Source organism: Maridesulfovibrio sp. (assembly GCF_963678865.1).
Classification (GTDB): domain Bacteria; phylum Desulfobacterota; class Desulfovibrionia; order Desulfovibrionales; family Desulfovibrionaceae; genus Maridesulfovibrio.
The window spans coordinates 4,315,935-4,336,205 of the sequence record NZ_OY787459.1; the positions used below are offsets into that span (position 1 = coordinate 4,315,935).

The following is a 20,271-nucleotide window of genomic DNA, read 5'->3' on the forward strand; positions in this document are numbered from 1 at the left end:
CTGATCATAGCAAAGCGGGGAAAAACTTGGCAAGCAGGGTTATCCCCTCCGGTCCGGCCACGACGCTGTGCTGTTGCCCTTTGGGGATTATTGCCGATTTTCCGGGATGGTACGGAGTAGTTTTATCTGCCAGAGCAGCCTCTCCTGAGCCTCCGATTATTTCATGCATTTCCCATTGATTCTCATGGATATGGGATTCAAGGGTACAGCCCGGATCAACACGGACAATATGGCAGCTGAGTTTGCCGTCGGTCTTTTTTCCGGTGATGAGGTGCTTCATATAGACCCCTTCAAAGGCCGGATGCGGATTCCAGTCAAGATCACTACAATTGATGGTGCCTTCAGCCGTTTCGATGGTTCCGTTTGCTGCAAGGGTAGGGAATTCTTCAGTGGTCATGTTTTCGTCCTCCGTTTGATGAGAAAGTATTATTTTTCCCTATTTGTAGCTGGAGTTTGAGGACTGGTCTTGGACGATCTTGGGAATCTGTCTAAAAAAATAAAGCGGACAAGGTGTTGCCTTGTCCGCTTAAGTTGCAGGTTGGAAATTAAACTATTTCCAGTTGGAAGGATGGAGGGTTCATCAGCAGTTTTTTGATGGGGCATAGATCCAATGCACGGAGCAGGGCGGCTTTGTATTTTTCAGGAAAGTCATCCGGGATGGTCAGTTCAAAGGTGAACTTTGTGATCTTATTGTCTTCTTCGTTACATTTGTACTTCAATTTCAAGCCGAGTCCTTCAGTGGGCAGGGATCTTGTCTCGCAGAATTTACGGGCGTAATGCGCCCCGCAGGTTGCCAGTGAGGCAAGAAAAAGGTGGGTTGGTTCGGGTGCGGAGCTTTCCCCGCCTGGGTTGGCAGGCATATCAACGTCAATACAATACTCGTCGCTGACAGCTGACAGCTTTTGTCCCGGACCGAATTCTATTTTGATTTCATTGGTCATAGTGACTCCAATTTATCATGAATGTTGAGATAAATGGTGCTGCGGCTGCAGCGGTTTATAAGTAGCTTTGAAATGAGGTAAAGATCAATTGTTATTATGTGCTAAAAAAGAAAAATATTAATTTTGCGGGTTATTTATCAACAGGAAAGTGCCCAGAGGCGACATTGTCTTCATTTTCTATGGCATCATGCAATATCTGCTCAAAGTCTGCTTCTGTGGACATGCGGAATCCGCATCCTTGCGGAAGTTCTCCGAATAGAAGGAAAATTGAAGGTGCGGGAAATTTCTGGCAGAGAGCAGGCCTGTTGTCATAATCGTCGCAGGTACCGTATTTGTTCAAGCAGGTACAAGAAAATTTCAGGTATCCTTCCTCAGTCTTTCCGCAGATTTCAAATCTTGAAAGGCTCGGGTCTGCTTCTATTGCTTTCAAGAATTGTTTTTCTTTTTTCAGCCATCTGCCTTCAATCTGAAGGCTGATGGAATGGCAGCATCTTCCGCACATGTTGCATGAACCGCGGATCACCACAGCCTGTCTTTTCTTTTTCAATTTCCATTTGCGGTAGTTTAGGTGCAGGTAGTCAAATAGATTCATCAGCAAAAAATAGTCCGCTGCGGAAAGGAATGCAAGTGGCTGCTATAAGAGCGGTTTCCCGGCCATCTTGAAATTAACATAAAGATTGAGAAGATAGTTCCATATTCCGGTCACAAAGGAAACGAGAATTCTGGAAAGCATATATTGCCAGTGAAGGAGGTCAACCATGATGTACATAAAGCCGGTGACTATACACAGTCCAGACCCGGCAATGATCAGGAATCCGAGGTATCCCTGTTTTAATTCGCGGCTGGTACCGTTAAAAACCAGCTTGCGGCTGATGAAGTAATTGAAAGACACCGCAATAAAAAAGGCCAGTCCCGCAGAAAAAACAGGAGACCATCCGAACACATCGGTGAAAAGGTAGAGCATTGTCAGATCAAAAAGAAAAGTTCCGCCTCCGACAAAAGTATAGCGTAGGAACCGCTTGATACCTTTACTGTCCCATTTGGGAAGTCTTCTGTTCAGCTTGTCCTTTTTGGGCGATTCGATCATATGAAGCTATCTTTTTGTCAGTGTTCTTCTGAATTTTTTTTCGTGGTTTAATATTTTGTGCATGGCCAATTCCGGTCTGGATTGAAAATTATTGATTTAGCGAAAAGGCCTGCTCAAAGATAAAAAGTCAACCCTGAAAAAGAAAGGTCACTCATCTGTAATATTCTGTAAACAAAAAGAAAGGCCCCGCTGTACGAGGGGGTGAAATCCTCGTCAGCGGGGCTTGCGGCGTTCGGGTCAGGTTGCGCCAAACCTCCCTTTTGCCGTCTGGAAGAAAGGGTGTCTGTTCTCTGATGAACAAAAGAATGAAAATAAAATTTATATCTTATAAGGTGAAGCCAAGCAGTGCGATTTTTCATTCATGCTGAGCGAAAAGGCTACTTAGTATCTCCTTTTTGTGCTTCGTTGAACTTTTTATATGGAACGGCATTCTATATGTCTAATATATAATTTATGCGTATTTGATATCTTTGAAGTCTTGATAAGAAAATAATAGGTACTGATGATGAAATAATCGTAAAATTTGGATTGTCAGAATTATGTTTGCTTAATTAGTTAAAAATAAAGTAATGTTCGCATGTGATTTATTGAGCCATATTAAGAATATGGGTTTTATTAATATTGAATTTATATTATTTGGTTGAATCATGGAAGATAGCCTGAAAATATTGCTGGTGGACGATAATGCCTTGAATCTGACCCTTCTGGAAAAAATTTTGAAGGATGAAGGGGCTGAGCTGTTCAAAGCTATGGACGGAGAGGAAGCAATAGGGCTTTGCCGGGAAAATGATTTTGCCCTTATTCTGCTTGATGTGCAGATGCCCGGGATGGATGGTTATGAAACTGCCCGTATAATCAAGGGGATGGAAGAGTGCCGTCTGGTTCCGATCATTTTTTTGACTGCGATCTATAAAGATACGGCTTATGCCCGGATGGGGTATGAAACAGGAGCGGTTGATTTTCTCACGCAACCTATCGATCCGGCTACCCTGCGGGGGAAAGTCGGTGTTTTTCTGCAATTAAAAAGACAGCAAGATCGGCTTGAGAACGAAATCGCACAACGAATCAAAATTGAGTATGCTTTGCGTGCTGCCGAGGAAAAGTACCGCAACATATTCGAGCGTGCTGTAGAAGGTATTTTCAGGTCAACCATTGATGGAAGGTTTGAGGAAATCAATCCGGCCCTTGCCCGTATTTTGGGGTACGAGACAACTGAAGAAGCGGTTGCTAATGTTCACACGGACAATATTTACAAGAACCCCGCTGACCGGAAGGCTTTTCTCAAAAAGCTGATGCAGGAGAAGTCGCTTACCGATTATGAATTGCGTTTCAGGCGCAAGGACGGCTCTTTTATCTGGATTTCGGAAAGCTGCCGTCTGTTTGAAGAGGGCGGTGAATTTTATATTGAGGGGGTGGTGGAAGACATTACTCACCGCAAGCTTTGTGAACTGGAACTGCAGGAAAAAGCCACCCTTGATGCTTTGACCGGTATTCCCAACCGCTACCTTTTTTTTGACCGGCTGGGCAAATCCATCGCCAATGCCGGGCGGTATGGGGAAAAACTTGCGCTTCTTTTTATAGATCTTAATGATTTCAAGAAAGTTAATGATCAATATGGACACCATGCAGGGGATGTGCTGCTTGGGAAGGTGGCTGCTCGTTTAAAGTCCCGGTTGCGGTCGTCGGATACCTTTGCCCGTTTGGGCGGTGATGAATTCTGCGTTCTTCTTGAGCGACCTTCCGGGCGTGATAGTGTTGCCTATGTTGCAGAGGAATTTATTGACTGCCTGACGGACCCGTTCAGTTTTGATGATGTTTGCTGTTCTGTCGGAGCTTCTATCGGCATCAGCATGTATCCGGAAAACGGGGTCAATGCTGAGGAGTTGGTAAAAAAAGCAGACAAGGCAATGTATCTGGTCAAGGAAGAGCCGGGCAGGCGGTTCTGTTTTTACTCCGGGAGCGATTAATCTGGAGTTTTTTACTGTATCTTTTTTGCACGCACAAAAAAAATTTAAAAAGGTGTTTTTGCCGCTCGGCGGTGAAAACACCTTTTTTTATCGGCTGGTTGCATCATGATCATTGGTGTCTTTGTCGGTTGTGTCAATTTGATACTATATCTCTGTTTCGAGTCAAATTGTGAAATATATTATTTTCTTTTGTCCCTTTTTTTAGGGGTATTAAGGCAAAATTTACGATGTGTGTCGAAATAAATTTCCGAAACAGTATTGAGTCAATTGTAATATGTGCTATTAGTAAGCGGAATTTAAATTTTACATACCGATGTATCTTTTAAGTTATTGAATTTTTAATCGATGTTATTGTGATTTATGTAACGATCAACCTTTTTTACAGTCGTAGCTGTCTGTTAAATAGGCTGACATTCTTGACACAATAAAGTGGTGGTGCAATATTTTGACAAAATCTTTTTCAGATTTTTTTTAGACTTTTCTTAAGCATAGTGTTTGCAATTTCATTAGAACGTAATTAGTGTCCCCTTCGTGTTACTAATTTTAAAAAAGTAAGAGAGGTGGAAGAATGGTTTTTTCTTGGCTTCAGTTCGCCATCTTCATGTTTTTGATAGGTGGGCTTCTCTTTGCCGGCGGGCCTTTGATTTTGTCTGCCCTAGTTCATCCGCGTGCCAAAGGCGGGGATATGGGAATCCCCTATGAGTGCGGTATGAAACCACACGGCAGGGCATGGAATCAGTTCGGCATCAGTTATTATGTCTATGCCTTGCTGTTTCTGGCCTTTGACGTAGATGTTCTCTACCTTTTTCCGGTTTCCGTCTGGTACCCTCAAACCGAGGGGATGTTCTACTTTATAGAGGTTGCCGGTTTTCTGTCTGTTCTCGCCATCGCAATCATTTATTTCTGGAAAAAAGGAGTATTCACATGGCCGAGAAAAATTTCCTGACCCCCGGCGGGCATGTTATCGAGGACGGTATTGTCCGTCTTGAACTTGCTGAAGACGCCATGAATATCTGCCGGTCCATGTCACTTTGGCCTATGACCTTCGGGTTGGCCTGCTGCGCCATTGAAATGATGGCTGTGGGGATGGCCCGTTTCGATATGGCCCGGTTCGGGGCTGAGGTTTTTCGTCCTTCTGCCCGTCAGGCCGACCTGATGATTGTTGCCGGGACGGTAACTAAAAAAATGGCTCCGGCGGTTGTTCGTCTTTATGAACAGATGCCCGCCCCGAAATGGGTGCTGGCGCTGGGAAACTGCGCGATTTCAGGTGGACCGTTCAAATTTAAGGGTCAATATGGAATCGTGGAAGGTGTGGACAACCTGATCCCGGTGGACGTGTACGTTCCCGGATGTCCTCCCCGTCCGGAAGCCCTGCTTGAAGGGCTGTTCCAGATTCAGGAGAAGGTGACCGGAAAACGCTGGTGGCCTGTGCCTGAAGAGTTAGAGAAGGAGCGTTCCTTATGATGGATGGTCAATTAAGTCTTCCGGTGACCCCGCTTATGGTCGGCAAGGGAAGTATCGAAACTTCCGGGGTGACCATGAATGTTTTTATTATGTCCGATGATCTTATGCAGGCGGCGGAGGCCATGCTGAAGCAGGCTTACCACCTTGAAAACATAGATGCCCTTGATGTGGCGGAAGGTTTTCTCATCTCCTACCACTACGCGCATTTCACCAAACCGGGGCGCATTGCCCACCGGGTTCTGGTCAGCCGGGAAGAGCCCGAGCTGCCGTCCATCTCTTCTGTTTTTCAGGGAGCTGACTGGCATGAGCGGGAATGTCATGATTTTCATGGCGTGAAATTTGCCGGACACCCTAATCTGTTGCCTTTGCTTCTCGATCCGGAAACACCGAACGGGGTGCTGCTTAAGGATGATAAAGGCCGCAAGCCGTTGCGTGAGATTCTCAATCCTGGCGAAATTGTCTTCAAGGGAGAGGGTTTTACCCTTTTTGACGAAGAGCAGCCGGAACCGGAAGAGGAGTCTGCATCATGAATACATTTCTGGAAGGCGATTTCTATACCAATCATTTTGAAAAGGGTGCGGACGATCATACCATGATCCTCAACATGGGACCGCAGCATCCTTCCACCCACGGTGTCCTGCGGGTCATTCTTGAGTTGGACGGTGAATACATAGTCCGGGCCGAGCCTGTGCTGGGTTATCTGCACCGTATGCATGAGAAGATGGCAGAGGTGAAGACTTGGGTTCAATTCATCCCCAATATGGGGCGCGTGGATTACCTGCATCCCCTAGCCTGGAACCATGCTTATGTGTGCGCGGTGGAAAAACTGGCCGGAATCGAGGTCCCTGAGCGGGCTGAGTTCATCCGGGTTATCCTTACTGAATTGAACCGCATCTCTTCGCATCTGCTCTGGTGGGGTGCTTATCTGCTGGATCTCGGTGCATTCACCCCGATCATGTATGCATTCGATGATCGTGAAATCATGATGGATATGATGCAGAAGGCGACCGGGGCCAGATTGACTTACAGCAACTTCCGTTTCGGCGGAGTTGTTCATGATCTGGATGACGGATTTGTTGAAAACTGTACCGCTTTTATCAAGCGTTTGCGGGATCGGCTGCCCATGTACAAGGATCTGGTCACCGACAACATTATCCTGCGTAAAAGGGTAGAAGAGATCGGTCCCATGGACGTGGACATGTGCAATCGCTACGGCGCGACAGGTCCAATTGTCCGCGGTGCGGGCGTGGAGCACGATACCCGCAAGGCTGAGCCTTATTCTGTTTACGACCGTTTTGATTGGAAGGTTCCTGTGTATTTCGAAGCGGATGCCATGGCCCGTTACATGGTGCGTATGGAAGAGATTGAGCAGAGCCTGAATATTATTGAGCAGGCCCTTGAGCAGCTTCCGGAAGGCGAGCACATCATCAAGAAGGCTCCCAAACCCACATGGAAAGCTCCCGCAGGGGAAGCGTACTTCAGCACAGAGGGAGCACGCGGAAAAGTAGGAATCCATATTGTGAGTGACGGCAGCAAGACTCCATACCGGGTCAAACTGCGTGCACCGGGATTCTCCAATCTTTCTCTTTTTGCTGAATGTGCTCAGGGAACAATGCTGGCAGATGCGGTTGCCATCCTCGGCAGCCTGGATATGGTAATCCCCGAAATCGATAGGTAGTCAGGAGCGTCATATGTCTCAAATTCCTGTTGAATTGATAAAATTGCTCATCGCATTAGTGGCCATTGCCGCTTTTGTGGGGCTGAACGGGCTGGTGCTGGTCTACCTTGAGCGAAAGGTTGCCGGATTCGTACAGCGCAGGCCCGGACCGTATGAAGTGGGACCGCAGGGACTGCTGCAGCCGCTTGCAGATGCGGTGAAGCTTATCGGTAAACAGCTGTTTACCCCCGGTGGTGCGGATAAGCTGCTTTTCTGGATGGCTCCGGTGTTGTCTTTTCTGCCTGTCCTTCTACTCTTTTTGCCTATCCCTTTCGGCCCTGTCGCGACCGGAATGGAAATGGACCTCGGCCTATTACTTATTCTGGCTTTTGCCGGTCTGAACGTCCTAGCCTTATGTCTGGCCGGCTGGGGTTCAAATAACAAATGGGGCATTCTCGGTGCGGCAAGGGCGGTTGCCCAGTCCGTGGCCTATGAAATCCCGTTGCTTCTTTCAGTGCTGGCAATTGCCTTCATGACCGGAACCCTGAACCTGACCACAGTTGTCGAGGGGCAGGGCGGATGGCCATGGCAGTGGAATGCATTTGTGCAGCCGCTGGCTTTCATTGTCTACTTTATCAGTGCACTGGGCGAAACCAACCGCGCTCCCTTTGACCTTCCGGAAGCGGAAAGTGAATTGACCGCAGGTTTCCACACCGAATATTCGGGTATGGGTTTCGGGCTGTTTTTCCTTGCAGAATACGCCAATATGATCGTGGTCTGCTCTGTTGCTGCGGCCCTGTTTCTAGGCGGCTGGCAGGGACCTTTCTTTGACGGCGCATGGTGGTTCCTTGCAAAGGTGTACACTCTGCTGCTGGTCATGATCTGGCTGCGCTGGACTTATCCCCGCGTTCGTTTTGACCAGCTTCTGAATATCAATTGGAAATGGCTCATGCCCTTAGCTCTGTTGAATCTGTTTATCACCGCTTTTGTGATGAAGTTGTAGGAGGGCGCTTAAATGAGTGTAATCAAAAAAATATGGGACGATGTTTCATCCCTATGGTCTTTGATCGTAGGTCTGAAAGTCACGGGAAAAAACTTTATCGATAAAAACGTTACCCTTCATTATCCTCGGGAGACTGTAACTTCCGGGCAGTTGGAAGGATTTCGGGGTCCGCTGGAGCTGATCGGTAAACCTAAAGATCCGGCTAAGCCCAAGTGCATTTCCTGCATGATGTGCGTTACCGCCTGCCCCAGCAAATGTATAACCGTTGTCAAGGCCAAAGCTCCAAAGCCCACCGAGGCTGAGTTGCAGGCCATGAAGGAAGCTGAAGAGCGCGGTGAAAAGGTCAATAAGCCAAAAGCTCCCAAAGAGCCTGCTAAGTTTTTATACGACTTTTCGCTTTGTTCCTTGTGCGGTTCCTGCGTGGAAAACTGTCCTGCAAAGTCGTTGCGGTACTCCTCCAATGTGTACTTGACCGTGACTGACCGCAAGGAACTTAAAATGGATTTGCTGGCACGGCTTGGCGCACAGGCTGGAACTGCTGCTGCGAAAGTGGCGGAGACACCCGTGAATGTTGAAGCTGAAACCACTGAAAAAGAGCGGGGAATGAAATCATGATGGAAATACTCGCCAAAGTAGCTTTTGCTTTTTACACGCTGCTGATTCTCGGCGGCGGGTGCATAGCTGTGGGCGCACACAGTCTTGTCCGGGCCATGGTGGGGTTGATTTCATCCCTGCTTGGGGTGGCCGGAATGTACATGCTCATGGCGGCGCCGTTCATGGCTTTCATGCAGATTCTCATTTATGTGGGTGCGGTCTGTGTGCTCATCTTCTTTGCCATCATGCTCACTCGGGCAGATGATCAAGGTGTGGAAGCCGGAAGCCGTAGACCGGGTAAATCTGCACTGTCGGCCCTGACTTTCATTTCCCCGGTGTTTGTAATCGGGTTTATTTTGGTCAAATTCCAGCCTGCATCCATTAATCTTCCGGTAGAAGTCCCGCTGGTTCAGATCGGCAGGGGGCTGTTGGAAGATTATCCGGTAGCCTTTGAGTTGATTTCCGTGGTTCTGCTGGCGGCCATGGCCGGAGCTGTTTTGCTGGCTTTTGAAAAGAAAGGGAGGAAGGCATAATGAGTCCTCTTTTAATGTACCAACTGGTGGCATTGTTGCTACTTGCCATCGGGCTGTACGGCATTGTCTGGCGTAAATCACTGGTGGGCATGCTTATTTCCGTGGAGCTGATGCTCAACGGTGCAGGGTTGTCCATTGTTGCCGCTTCCCAGCTTACTGAAGCCGGAAGTGCTGTGGGGCAGATCGCCGCACTCTTTGTTATGGGGCTGGCCGCTGCTGAAGCGACCCTTGTGCTGGCAATAATCATTGTGGTGGCAAAACGGTTTAAAACCGTTGAAACCGACGCAATAACAAGGCTGAAAGGGTAAACCTATGACAGTTAGCACTGAATTAATTACCAGCGCGCGAATCCTGATCCCGCTCTGCATCACCCTTGTGGCTCCGTTCTTCATCTGGTTTTTACGGGAGAACATCAACCGCCGCGAGGCCGTATCCATCTGGGCCGGTATCCTGACTTTCATTTCGGTCGCCTCCATGGTTCCGGGTGTAATGGAAGGCAAGATCGTAGAATATACCCTGTTCACCCTTTTTCCGGGAGTGAAAGTCTCATTTGCTGCGGACGGGCTGTCTTTTATATTCGCCCTGATCGCATCATTGCTCTGGGTTTTTGCAACAAGTTATAACATCGGTTACATGCGTACCCTTAATGAACATGCCCAGACCAGATATTATTTCTGTTTTGCGGTTGCCATTTTCGGTGCCATAGGGGTGGCTTTTTCGGCGAATATATTCACCCTTTATCTTTTTTACGAAATCATTTCCGTATGCACTTACCCGCTGGTTGCCCACCATCAGGATGATGAAGCTTTCAACGGGGCACGGAAATATATGGTTTACCTGATGGGTACCTCCAAGCTGTTCCTGCTTCCGGCCATGGTCATGACCTATGTGCTTTGCGGAACTCTGGATTTCCATCTCGGTGATGTTGCACAGGGGATCTTCCCGGCTGATGCAGACCCGACTCTGGTGACCATTACTTACGTCCTTTACATTGCAGGTCTGGCAAAAGCCGCACTCATGCCGTTCCACAACTGGCTTCCTTCAGCAATGGTCGCGCCGACTCCGGTCTCTGCGCTGCTGCATGCGGTTGCGGTTGTTAAGGCCGGGGTGTTCTCGGTTTCCCGCGTGATCCTTTCCGGCTTCGGGGTGGATCTTATGGACAAATTAGGGTTGGGGCTGCCGACGGCTTACCTTGCGGCATTCACTATTGTTACTGCCTCGCTTATTGCCCTGACCAAGGACGATATCAAGGCCCGGCTCGCTTATTCCACGGTCAGTCAGCTTTCCTACATTATTATCGGTGTAGCTATGCTGACCCCGGACGCTGTGCAGGGCGGATTGATGCATATTGCCCACCACGCGTTCTCAAAGATCACCCTGTTCTTCGGAGCCGGGGCTATCTACGTGGCTACGCATCTTAAGAAGATCAGCCTCATGGATGGGTTGGGCAGGCGAATGCCCTGGACCTTCGGAGCTTTTGCCATTGCTTCGCTTTCCATGATCGGGGTGCCTCCGGTCTGTGGATTTGCAACCAAGTGGTATCTGGTCAAAGGCGCGGTAAGCATAGGTCAATGGGGGCTGCTTATAGCTCTGTTGGCAAGTACCCTGCTCAATGCCGGTTATTTCGGCCCCATCGTCTACCGGGCGTTTTTCAAAGCCCCGGCAGAGGGCGCCAATATCGAGCAGTACCACGAGGCTCCGCTGTGTATGGTTATCCCGCTGTTCACCACGGCTTTGATTTCGGTCTGGCTGGGACTTTATCCCCAGACCTTCCTGAACTTCATAAACGTGTTCGGTAAATTCTAAGGAGAACCGCCATGAGAGAAAAACTTGGAAACTGGTTCGAAACCCAGCGCACGCAGAAAATGAAGTTCTGGAAGATTCTGTTCGCAGCCTTCCTTGCCGTGCTGGTGGTGCTTAATTTCTTCATTCATCCGCACCATGCTGAGTATCATTACGATATTTATCCCGGCTTCTGGGAACTGTTTGCACTTGGTGCATCAGTAGGCATGGTTTTCCTGATGAAGATACTCATTCAACCTTTTCTCGTAGGACCGGAGGAAGACGATGACGCTTAACGGTTTTCTCCATCCGGCACTGGCTTTTATCGCCCTGGCAGTGGCTCTGCCGTTTTTCCGGGGCAAACAGTGGAAATGGCTTCTGCTGGTTCCGCCCGTAATTGCCATTACTGTTGTTTTCACAGCTACTCTGGGTAATTTCGGGGTTCTCCCGTATCTCGGCAACGTATTGGTGCTGGGCAGGGTGGATAAGCTCTCGCTGGTCTTTGCAAATGTTTTCGCCATACAGTCGCTCATAGGCATGATTTATGCCCTGCATGTGGATGACAAGGCTCACCATGCTGCAGCAGCTCTTTATGTCGCTGGATCGTTCGGTTGTGTCTTTGCAGGCGATTACCTGACTCTATTCATCTTCTGGGAACTTATGGCCGTTGCATCCACATTCCTTGTCTGGCTGCATCGTACCAAGACTTCCAGCGCAGCAGGATTCAGGTATTTCCTGTTCCACATGCTCGGCGGGCTGTTCCTGCTCGGCGGATTGCTGCTCAGATATTCCGAAATCGGAACTTTTGCCTTCCTGCCTGTGGACCCCCACGGCATGGAATACTACGATTGGCTGATCCTGACCGGATTCTGCGTCAACGCAGCTGTGGTACCTCTGCACGCATGGCTGCCTGATGCCTACCCCGAAGCTACTGTCCCCGGCGCAGTTTTCATGTGCGCTTTCACCACCAAGACCGCGGTCTATGTTCTGGCCCGAGGATTCTCTGGAGTTTACGCGCTGGCGGTGGCCGGAACAATCATGGCTGTCTACGGAGTGCTTTACGCGTCCATGGAGAACAACGCGCGCAGGATTCTTTCCTACCACATTGTTTCGCAGGTCGGTTATATGGTTGCCGGTATCGGTATCGGTACGGCCATGTGCATCAACGGTGCTGTGGCTCACGCTTACGCCCACATTCTCTATAAAGGGCTGCTCTTCATGAGTGTTGGTACCGTGCTTTATGCTACCGGCACTGCCGATCTTGACCGTCTCGGCGGACTGGTCGGAAAACTGCCGATGGTCATGCTTCTGTATATGGTCGGTGCGGTATCCATTTCCGGTATGCCGTTCTTCAACGGGTTCATATCCAAGACCATGACCATCACCGGGGCTGCCGAGTCGCATCACACCCTGCTGGCAATCGGGCTTGAAATCGCTGCAGTAGGTACGTTCCTTTCTGTCGGTATCAAGCTTCCGTATTTTGCCTTCTGGAACAAGCCGGCAAAAACGGACATCAAGCTTAATCCCATCCCCAAAAATATGTACGTGGCCATGGGTATCGCGGCTTTTCTCTGCTTTGCGCAGGGTGTTTACCCGCAGATGCTCTACAAACTGCTGCCGTTCCCTGTGGAATATCATCCCTACACCCCTTGGCATCTCCTGCAGGCTTCCATGCTGCTGGCGTTCACCGGAGCAGGGTTCTGGATTATGCGTAAGGTAATTATTCCTCACCATGGCCGTAACCTTGATTTCGATAAGCTTTACCGCTTTATCGGCAATATGGGGCTGCTGCTTGTCTGCCGACCCATTGCATGGGTTGATTCCATCTGGACCACCGTTTACCGGGTGATCGGTCTTAAGTGGCTTATGGATTCTGCTGCAGGGGCATCTTGGTTTGACCGCAAAGGCATTGATACGGTTGTGGATGGAACCGCCTACACTGTGCGTAATATCGGCAGAACCGGGGCGAAGATTCAGACCGGACGGTTGCAGGATTACCTGGGACTGGCCGTGGTTATCGTACTCTGCGTTTACGGCTTAGTCTGGTACTTCGGATAATGGAGAGAATGCAATGCAAGAAATAGCTTATCCTGTTCTGACTGTCCTCGTGTTCTTTCCGCTGCTGGCGGCTATAGGGCTTTTCTTCTTGAAAGGCGACAACACCGTCAGGATGTATACACTGGGCGTGTCTATAATTGAACTGGCGCTCTCGTTTCCGCTCTTTTCCGGATTCAAACTTGAATCCGCCGCCTTCCAGTTTGTGGAAAGGATGGATTGGGTTAAGCAGTGGGGCGTGGAGTATTACCTTGGTACAGACGGCATCAGCTTCCTCATGGTGGTGCTGACGATTGCGGTTCTGCCGCTTTGTGTGCTCTGTTCCTGGAACTATATTCAGACGAGGGTCAAAGAATTCCACTTCTGCCTGCTGTTTATGACTGCGGCTTGTGTGGGAGTCTTTACTTCCCTTGATCTGGTTCTTTTCTATGTTTTCTGGGAAGCAATGCTGATTCCCATGTATCTGCTCATCGCGGTCTGGGGCGGACCTGAGAAACGTTATGCGTCTCTCAAGTTCTTCCTGTATACTCTGGCCGGTTCTGCATTGCTGCTGGTGGCTATCGTTGCTTTCAGGATTGCCGGCGGAACCTTCGCCATACCGGAACTGATGGAACAGAACTTTACCTTCAGCTTCCAGTTCTGGGCTTTTCTGGCTCTGGCTCTGGCTTTTGCGATTAAAGTACCCATGTTCCCCTTCCACACATGGCTGCCTGCCGCACACGTGCAGGCACCAACAGCCGGATCGGTAATTCTGGCCTCAGTGCTCTTGAAGATGGGAACTTATGGTTTTCTGCGGTTTAACCTGCCGTTGACCCCGGCTGCCAGTGAATACTTTGCCCCGTTAATGATTGCCATCTCCATTGCCGGAATCTTATACGGCGGGATTGTGGCTCTCGGGCAGAACGATATTAAAAAAGTTATCGCTTATTCATCCGTTGGCCATATGGGATTTGTCACTCTCGGCATATTCCTTTTCAACCAGCGCGGGCTGGAAGGTGCTCTCTTTCAGATGCTCAACCACGGTATTACCACCGGTGGACTGTTTATGATGATCGGGGCAATCTACGAACGCAGTCACAGCCGTGAGCTGGGAGATAACCTTGGTCTCGGCAAATACATGCCCGCATACATGTTCTTTTGGGGCCTGTTTGCGCTTTCGTCATTCGGATTTCCCGGAACCAACAGCTTCGTGGGCGAGATTCTTGTTTTCGTAGGCGCATTTGAGCAGAATCCTTGGGTCGGTGCCTTCATGGTTCCCGGTGCCATGGTTGCTGCAGCTTATATGCTGCGTGTTTCCCTGAAACTGGCATGGGGTCGTCCCACATCATGGAAAAAATGGCCTGACCTAAACATGCGGGAATGGACCTATCTCGTCATTCCGGCAGTTTTCGTCCTTTACATCGGCCTGGCTCCGGGACTTTGTTTCAAGGTCATGGATGCCTCACTGGTCAAGTTGGAAAAGGACGTCAAGGAAGGAGCCAAGGTTGTTTCCATAGATAAAGAACGGCCTATGGATGTAGCCCTTAATTCCCTCAAGGGAATTCTTAAGTAAGCAACAGGAGATATTGAAATGAATGTGAATCTATATCTTTTCATGCCGGAACTTTCCATGTTCCTGATTATTACCCTGTTGTTTGTGCAGGCTGTCGGTAGTGAGAAGATGCGTGATAAAGTCGGAGTCTGGCTGCCTATTGCGTCTTTTCTTCCGGTGATAGTCTCATTACTTTCGGTGGGGCAGGAAGGGCTGTCTTTTCATGGAGCCTATCTGGTTGATCCGCTTTCGCAATTTTTCAAAGTTGCTATTGCCATCGGCTTTTGCGTGACTGTCTTCAATGCTTCCCGTCAGCCTACATTGCTGCAGGAGAAAAGGTCCGACTACTTCCTTTTCCTTGCCATCAGTGCATGGGGGCTGATGATGCTCGCTTCTTCCGTGGAGTTGATCACCATATACCTTGCGTTGGAACTTTCCTCCTACGCTCTCTATGCCATCATTGCCCTGCGGGCCAAGGATAAGGGCGCGGCGGAAGCGGCGATCAAGTATATCATGTTCGGCGCAATCTCCACCGCAGTGGCTTTGTACGGGTTCTCTTACATCCTTGCCGGTATGCATACCACTTACCTTGCCGAACTGGTCCAGAAAACATGGTCCTTCGAGGCCGCTCCCATGGCCGTGACCGGTATGGCCTTGTTTCTGCTGGGCATGTTTTACAAGCTGGCTCTGTTCCCGTTCCACTTTTGGTGTCCGGATGTTTACGAAGGTGCCAGCAATGAAACCGCAGCTTTTGTGGCAACCCTGCCCAAGCTTGGCGCGGTGGTTATCCTGATCCGTCTGGCTGCCATGTTCAAACCCGGTTACGATATTACTACCATAATTGCCGTGCTCGGTGCGTTGTCCATGACTTTCGGTAACCTTGCTGCGCTCGTGCAGCGTGATGTAAAGCGTATCCTCGGTTATTCCTCTGTAGCTCATGCTGGATACATCATGATTGGTCTGGTTTCAGGGACGGCTGAAGGATTGGCGGCGGCATCATTTTACGCACTGGCCTATGTGGCTATGAACCTGACCTGTTTCTGGGTGGTCAGCCGCGTTTCTGTTGATGGGCGCAACCTGCAGCTGGATGACCTGAACGGCCTGCACAAGCGTGCTCCGGCCCTTGCCTTTGCACTGGCAGTAGGGGCATTCGCGCTGGTGGGCCTTCCGCCAATGGCTGGATTCATGGGCAAGCTCTTCCTGTTCTCATCCGGCTGGAATCATGGTTACAACTGGCTGATCATTATCGCCGGGATCAACACCGCAATTTCCATCTACTACTATCTTGGAATGGTTCGCCATGCCTATACCAAGGACGCAGTTGAAGGAACACCTCTGCCGGATACCTCCACATTCAGCTTTGCAGGAGCGGCTCTGCTTTCCCTGCTGGTGTTGGGATTGGGTATGATGCCTGCCGGTGTGTTTGACTTCGCCTTGAAGGTGGGGAGTATCATGCCGTAGGGTTTGTTACTGGATACAAATTGAATTGAAAGCTCCCTCCGTCGTAAGACGGGGGGAGCTTTTTGGGGTGTAATAGATTTTTTGCTCTAGTATTACTTTTGTGATTCCATTACAACTCAGATTGATGTGTATATGAGGTCATCAATTTATTATGCTAAATTGTAAGTTGTTTTTATAGTAGTTGTTGTATGGGTCGTGTTTATGAGAAATAGTTTTTTGAGATTATTAGCATTGTTGTTTTCCGGGGCATTGGTTCCTATGCTTTATATGCCTGGCTCTGTCTTTTTTGAAAAGTCCGACAACGCTGAAATCAGTAAGACTGCAATTAATTTAAAAACTGAACCTGCAAAGCTCATAAATCCTTTCCGAACGGAAAATCTACTTGGATCAGATAGTCAATTTGACTCTGGTTACAAGATGAACCTTCAAGATAACTATATTGAATTGTTTAAAAGATACATGGATTCATTGTGGGGTAATATGAAGCATGACTCTGCAGAGAATATTATAGATAATAACCTTACTTCTGAAATTGTTAGTTCTGTATTTTATTATCCAAATTTCGATGATGTCAAATTTATAATTCCTATTGGTTGTTGTTTTCCATTATTTGACAGTAAGCTGAATGTACATGAATATACAAATTCTATTAAACCAGAATATACATCTCCTGATTATGATTCCTATTTGTATGTCGAAGATAAGATTAGTTGCTATTATAATGAAAAGAAATGGGAATTAAAGGAAATATTAAGAATGTGTTTGAGACACCCTTCAGCTGTTGAGTTATTTTATGCTAAAAAAAAGTCTCTTATAATTAACGCAATTGAACAAAAAGTTACTGTCAGGAATAGAATCTCGGTATGCGAATTGATTGATTGCATTGTGGAGTCCTTTAGGCTCATCTTAGATGATAGTTATAGGCGTACATTTAGGGCATATTTGGATAGAGAGTCTACTTTTCTAGAGTTGATAGATAGAAAAAGGGTTTTTCGGAATAGTCACCTCCGTCGTCAGGATATGCGGGAGTATCCTCTGATGGTTCCTGAAGAGTATAAAATAAATAAAGATATTATTGAAGTGTACACTAGTTTAAATTCATTAAGAGTGGAATTGTTTGATAAAACGAAAAGTTTTAGAGCTACTTCTTTTGCATATCGTCGATACCTAGATGGCGGCACTGCCTTGGTTGAAAAATACATCGAAATTATAACCGATGTGCGTGATTCCTTGTCTGCTAATCCTCCCGAAGCTCAACTAACATCTCAGTAGTAAATCCCATAAATCGGTATTCCCCCTGAATCATGCCAAGTCCTGCTGCAAAGGTGAATACTTTTGTTTCAGGTGAATAACTTCCTTCCATAACTTCAACGCGTATAATCCGCCGTTTTTTGCTAAGTATTACTTCTTCGCTTTCTTCTATTATCTTGCTCGTGTATTTCTTTTTTCCGGGTTTGTATTTTTTCTTATAATCAGGGTCATTCATTGCAAGGTCTAAGGTGACACCTTCTTCTGTCTTTGGGGAAATTTCCTTGTAGATTATCTTTGTGCCTACCGCTTGTTGCGTATATCTGGTGATCAGTTCATTGTTTTTAATAGGTAGAGGAGTTGTGCTTGCTGGAGATTCGGTGGCAACTTTTTCTTTTTGTTGTTCAATCGGAAATTGTGGAGGAGGGAAGGTGATTCTTTCTTCTATCAGATATACACCATCTGCAGAAACTCCGAGACAGGTCCGTTTTGTAACCGCACCTCCGGGATTATTCAAAGTAATGGTTTCACCCGGAGCAGGGCCTATGAACATTTCCGCCTTAAGATCGTCACTGATGTGTACGTAATTGTGCCTGTTCAATAAGAATATTAAGAGCAGCAGTGCACCGGCTATAATAGTCTGCTTTTTGGAAAGTTTCGGTATGGTGATTTTTTTTAGCATTACGGAGGTTTCTTTAGCAGGTTTCAGCGGGGAAAGAAATAGGCTTATGAATACTAAAATTATGGTATTTATATAGCAAAAGCGGAGAACCATGTTTATGGTTCTCCGCTTTCTATTTAGGTTGCGGAAAATGCTTGCAGCTACAAATTCAATGGTCTGAGCTGCGGTTCGTTTTCAACTTCTTTGTTACCCAGATATTTCAGGGTTGCGTATATCCCGCCGAGGATTGCAACGGCGATTCCCATGTAGAAAAGGTTTTTGCCCTCGGCGATCTGGTAGAAGAGGGTTGCTACGGACCAGCCCAGTGCGGTGCAGTACATTGCCATTACAGCGGAGTAGAAGCCGCCCATCTCTTGCTTTGTGGCTCCGATAACCGCGAGGCAGGGGAAGTACATAAGCACGAAAAGCAGGTAAGCGAAAGCGGAGTAGACAGTGAAGTTGGCGGCGAGATGTTTGTATACTGATACATCCGCGCCGATTTCTTCAGATACAGTAGCGCTGTCTTCACTGATCAGTCCGATACCGAGCAGATCCACGGATGTAACAACACCCGCAAGGCCGTCGATAACGGTTCCGAAAGCTTCGTTTACAGTTCCGCTGATGTCGAGTCCTGCTTCTTCTTCCGGAGTTGTTTTCGCTGCGGGAGCGTTGTCGTCATCCATGGAAGAGTAAAGTGAGTTTACGGTTCCGACGATTGCTTCTTTTGCAAACAGTCCGGTAAACAGTGCTACAGATGCAGGCCAGTTTTCTTCCTTAATGCCCATGGGCTTAAATACGGGTGAGATGGTTTTGCCTGCAATGGAAAGCGCGGAATTCTGGGAATCTTCGTTGCCGAAAGTCAACTGCCCGTTGTCAATGCCTACGGAGTTGAGCATGGAGAGAACAAAGACGGCTGTGACAACGATAACACCAGCACGCTTAACAAAACCTTTCATGCGCAGCCATGCACTCTTGAAGACCGCACTCATTTTTGGAATGTGGTAGAGGGGCAGGTCCATTACAAAATGGGAAGATGTGCCTTTGAAAAGAGTTTTCTTGAGCAGGAATCCGGTGAAAATAGCCATTGCCAGACCGGAGAGATAGATGAGAAATACGGCCAGACCGGAATAAGCACCGAACAGGGCAACGCAGAACAGGGCGTAGACGGGCAGGCGCGCGCCGCAGGACATGAACGGGGCCATGAAAATGGTCATGAATCTGTCGCGTTTGGAACTCAGGGTTCTGGCTGCCATCACAGCAGGAACAGTGCAGCCGAAGCCTACAACCATGGGAATAAAAGCGGAACCGGGCAGCCCTATTTTACGCATGAAGCGGTCGGCAACAACTGCCACGCGGGCCATGTAACCGAAGTCTTCAAGGATAGCCAGCGCAAGAAACATAAAGAATACCACCGGAATAAAAGTGGCAACTGTCTGAATTCCGGAACCGATACCGCCTAACGTTACACTGATCCACTCGGGAGCACCTATTTTTGCCAGCAGTTCAGCGGGAATGTCGATGAAAATTAGTCCGGCCATGATATCGAAAAAGTCAATGAATACAGAACCGAGTCCGATGGCAAACCAGAAGGTGAGGAACATGGATATCAGGAAGACAGGGATAGCCGCAAACTTGTTCATGACTATGTTATCCACCTTATTGGTGAAATTCTGACTGCGGTCTTTCCTTTCTTTGAGAACTTTATTGTAGATGGAATCAATGTAGTTGTATTTTTCGACTGTATCCATCACTTCCTGACGAGTGGGGTGGGAGTCGTGTGCCGGGAGTTTCTGTGCTTCTACAGCGAGGGCTTCTATTGCTTTGGCAACGGAATTATTGTCTACGGCGATTACAGGGATTACCGCGACGCCAAGTTCTTTGCTGAGCTTATCCACATCAATGTCCAGCCCTTCACTTTCCGCCACATCCAGCATGTTGAGCAGAATAACTATCTGATCGGTGCGTTCCAGCAGATCCATGGTCAGAAAGAGGTTACGTGAAAGGTTGGTGGCATCAACAACATTGATGATAAGGTCATACTCTCCGCTGCGGATGACTCGTTCTGCAACCTTCTGGTCTTCGGTGTCCGGGCTCAGGTTGTATGTTCCGGGCAGGTCAACAAGTTCAACCTTGGTCCCGGCGAGAGAAAAAGTGCCTTCAATTTTTTCAACGGTAACGCCGGGCCAGTTTCCGACTTTCTGGCGAGCTCCGGTCAGGGCGTTGAAAAGGGTGGTTTTACCGCAGTTTGGTACGCCCGCAATGGATATACGTTCTATCTTGTGCATCT

Annotated in this window: 21 protein-coding genes; 15 read left to right on the forward strand and 6 right to left on the reverse strand. The window is 48.1% G+C overall.

Annotation, left to right across the window (positions count from 1 at the left end; all coding sequences use genetic code 11):
- Nucleotides 1-4 precede the first annotated feature (4 nt).
- The 4 genes from ACKU41_RS19595 to ACKU41_RS19610 form a co-directional block, all read right to left on the reverse strand.
- Nucleotides 5-397, reverse strand: coding sequence for a cupin domain-containing protein (locus tag ACKU41_RS19595; protein ID WP_319779271.1), 393 nt, complete (start codon nt 395-397; stop codon nt 5-7).
- A gap of 148 nt (nt 398-545) precedes the next feature.
- On the reverse strand, nt 546-941 hold the full coding sequence (locus ACKU41_RS19600; RefSeq protein ID WP_321403208.1) for an OsmC family protein: 396 nt from the start codon (nt 939-941) through the stop codon (nt 546-548).
- Nucleotides 942-1,071: 130 nt separating this feature from the next.
- Nucleotides 1,072-1,533, reverse strand: coding sequence for a YkgJ family cysteine cluster protein (locus ACKU41_RS19605; protein ID WP_319779580.1), 462 nt, complete (start codon nt 1,531-1,533; stop codon nt 1,072-1,074).
- Between the two features lie 42 nt (nt 1,534-1,575).
- Entirely contained in the window at nt 1,576-2,028 is a 453-nt protein-coding gene (locus ACKU41_RS19610) for a GtrA family protein (RefSeq protein WP_319779273.1), read from the reverse strand.
- A 647-nt stretch (nt 2,029-2,675) separates the two neighbouring features.
- Here ACKU41_RS19610 and ACKU41_RS19615 point away from each other — a divergent pair.
- From ACKU41_RS19615 to ACKU41_RS19685, 15 genes are all read left to right on the forward strand, one after another.
- Nucleotides 2,676-3,995 (forward strand): diguanylate cyclase domain-containing protein, encoded by a 1,320-nt coding sequence (locus ACKU41_RS19615; RefSeq protein WP_321403211.1) that lies wholly within the window; start codon nt 2,676-2,678, stop codon nt 3,993-3,995.
- A gap of 568 nt (nt 3,996-4,563) precedes the next feature.
- The gene (locus ACKU41_RS19620; protein ID WP_319779275.1) at nt 4,564-4,941 is read left to right on the forward strand and encodes an NADH-quinone oxidoreductase subunit A; all 378 of its coding nucleotides are present in this window, start codon (nt 4,564-4,566) and stop codon (nt 4,939-4,941) included.
- The gene (locus ACKU41_RS19625) at nt 4,920-5,459 is read left to right on the forward strand and encodes an NADH-quinone oxidoreductase subunit NuoB (protein ID WP_319779276.1); all 540 of its coding nucleotides are present in this window, start codon (nt 4,920-4,922) and stop codon (nt 5,457-5,459) included. The genes ACKU41_RS19620 and ACKU41_RS19625 overlap by 22 nt, the downstream gene beginning before the upstream one ends.
- Nucleotides 5,456-5,989 (forward strand): NADH-quinone oxidoreductase subunit C, encoded by a 534-nt coding sequence (locus ACKU41_RS19630; protein ID WP_319779277.1) that lies wholly within the window; start codon nt 5,456-5,458, stop codon nt 5,987-5,989. Before ACKU41_RS19625 ends, ACKU41_RS19630 begins: the two co-directional genes overlap by 4 nt.
- Nucleotides 5,986-7,137, forward strand: coding sequence for an NADH-quinone oxidoreductase subunit D (locus tag ACKU41_RS19635; RefSeq protein WP_319779278.1), 1,152 nt, complete (start codon nt 5,986-5,988; stop codon nt 7,135-7,137). Before ACKU41_RS19630 ends, ACKU41_RS19635 begins: the two co-directional genes overlap by 4 nt.
- Nucleotides 7,138-7,150: 13 nt before the next feature.
- A complete protein-coding gene (gene nuoH / locus ACKU41_RS19640) occupies nt 7,151-8,119 on the forward strand; it encodes an NADH-quinone oxidoreductase subunit NuoH (protein ID WP_319779279.1) in 969 nt (322 codons plus the stop codon).
- Between the two features lie 12 nt (nt 8,120-8,131).
- The gene (locus ACKU41_RS19645; protein WP_319779280.1) at nt 8,132-8,734 is read left to right on the forward strand and encodes a 4Fe-4S binding protein; all 603 of its coding nucleotides are present in this window, start codon (nt 8,132-8,134) and stop codon (nt 8,732-8,734) included.
- A complete protein-coding gene (locus ACKU41_RS19650; RefSeq protein WP_319779282.1) occupies nt 8,731-9,246 on the forward strand; it encodes an NADH-quinone oxidoreductase subunit J in 516 nt (171 codons plus the stop codon). Before ACKU41_RS19645 ends, ACKU41_RS19650 begins: the two co-directional genes overlap by 4 nt.
- The gene (nuoK, locus tag ACKU41_RS19655) at nt 9,246-9,554 is read left to right on the forward strand and encodes an NADH-quinone oxidoreductase subunit NuoK (RefSeq protein ID WP_319779283.1); all 309 of its coding nucleotides are present in this window, start codon (nt 9,246-9,248) and stop codon (nt 9,552-9,554) included. The genes ACKU41_RS19650 and nuoK overlap by 1 nt, the downstream gene beginning before the upstream one ends.
- A 4-nt stretch (nt 9,555-9,558) precedes the next feature.
- Nucleotides 9,559-11,052, forward strand: a complete 1,494-nt coding sequence (locus ACKU41_RS19660; protein ID WP_319779284.1) for a monovalent cation/H+ antiporter subunit D family protein — start codon at nt 9,559-9,561, stop codon at nt 11,050-11,052.
- An 11-nt stretch (nt 11,053-11,063) separates the two neighbouring features.
- Nucleotides 11,064-11,324, forward strand: a complete 261-nt coding sequence (locus ACKU41_RS19665; protein WP_319779285.1) for a hypothetical protein — start codon at nt 11,064-11,066, stop codon at nt 11,322-11,324.
- Nucleotides 11,314-13,086, forward strand: a complete 1,773-nt coding sequence (locus ACKU41_RS19670) for a Na(+)/H(+) antiporter subunit D (RefSeq protein WP_321403219.1) — start codon at nt 11,314-11,316, stop codon at nt 13,084-13,086. Before ACKU41_RS19665 ends, ACKU41_RS19670 begins: the two co-directional genes overlap by 11 nt.
- A gap of 13 nt (nt 13,087-13,099) precedes the next feature.
- Entirely contained in the window at nt 13,100-14,635 is a 1,536-nt protein-coding gene (locus ACKU41_RS19675) for an NADH-quinone oxidoreductase subunit M (protein WP_321403221.1), read from the forward strand.
- Nucleotides 14,636-14,653: 18 nt separating this feature from the next.
- Nucleotides 14,654-16,075 (forward strand): NADH-quinone oxidoreductase subunit N, encoded by a 1,422-nt coding sequence (locus tag ACKU41_RS19680; protein WP_319779287.1) that lies wholly within the window; start codon nt 14,654-14,656, stop codon nt 16,073-16,075.
- A gap of 201 nt (nt 16,076-16,276) precedes the next feature.
- On the forward strand, nt 16,277-17,347 hold the full coding sequence (locus ACKU41_RS19685; protein ID WP_321403223.1) for a hypothetical protein: 1,071 nt from the start codon (nt 16,277-16,279) through the stop codon (nt 17,345-17,347).
- On the opposite strand, the gene ACKU41_RS19690 is transcribed toward ACKU41_RS19685, so the two are convergent.
- Nucleotides 17,313-18,098: a hypothetical protein gene (locus ACKU41_RS19690; protein ID WP_321403225.1), complete on the reverse strand. Its 786-nt coding sequence runs from the start codon at nt 18,096-18,098 to the stop codon at nt 17,313-17,315. The two genes, ACKU41_RS19685 and ACKU41_RS19690, sit on opposite strands and share 35 nt — an antisense overlap.
- Before the next feature lie 47 nt (nt 18,099-18,145).
- Nucleotides 18,146-20,269: a ferrous iron transport protein B gene (feoB, locus tag ACKU41_RS19695; RefSeq protein WP_321403227.1), complete on the reverse strand. Its 2,124-nt coding sequence runs from the start codon at nt 20,267-20,269 to the stop codon at nt 18,146-18,148.
- Between the last annotated feature and the right edge of the window lie 2 nt (nt 20,270-20,271).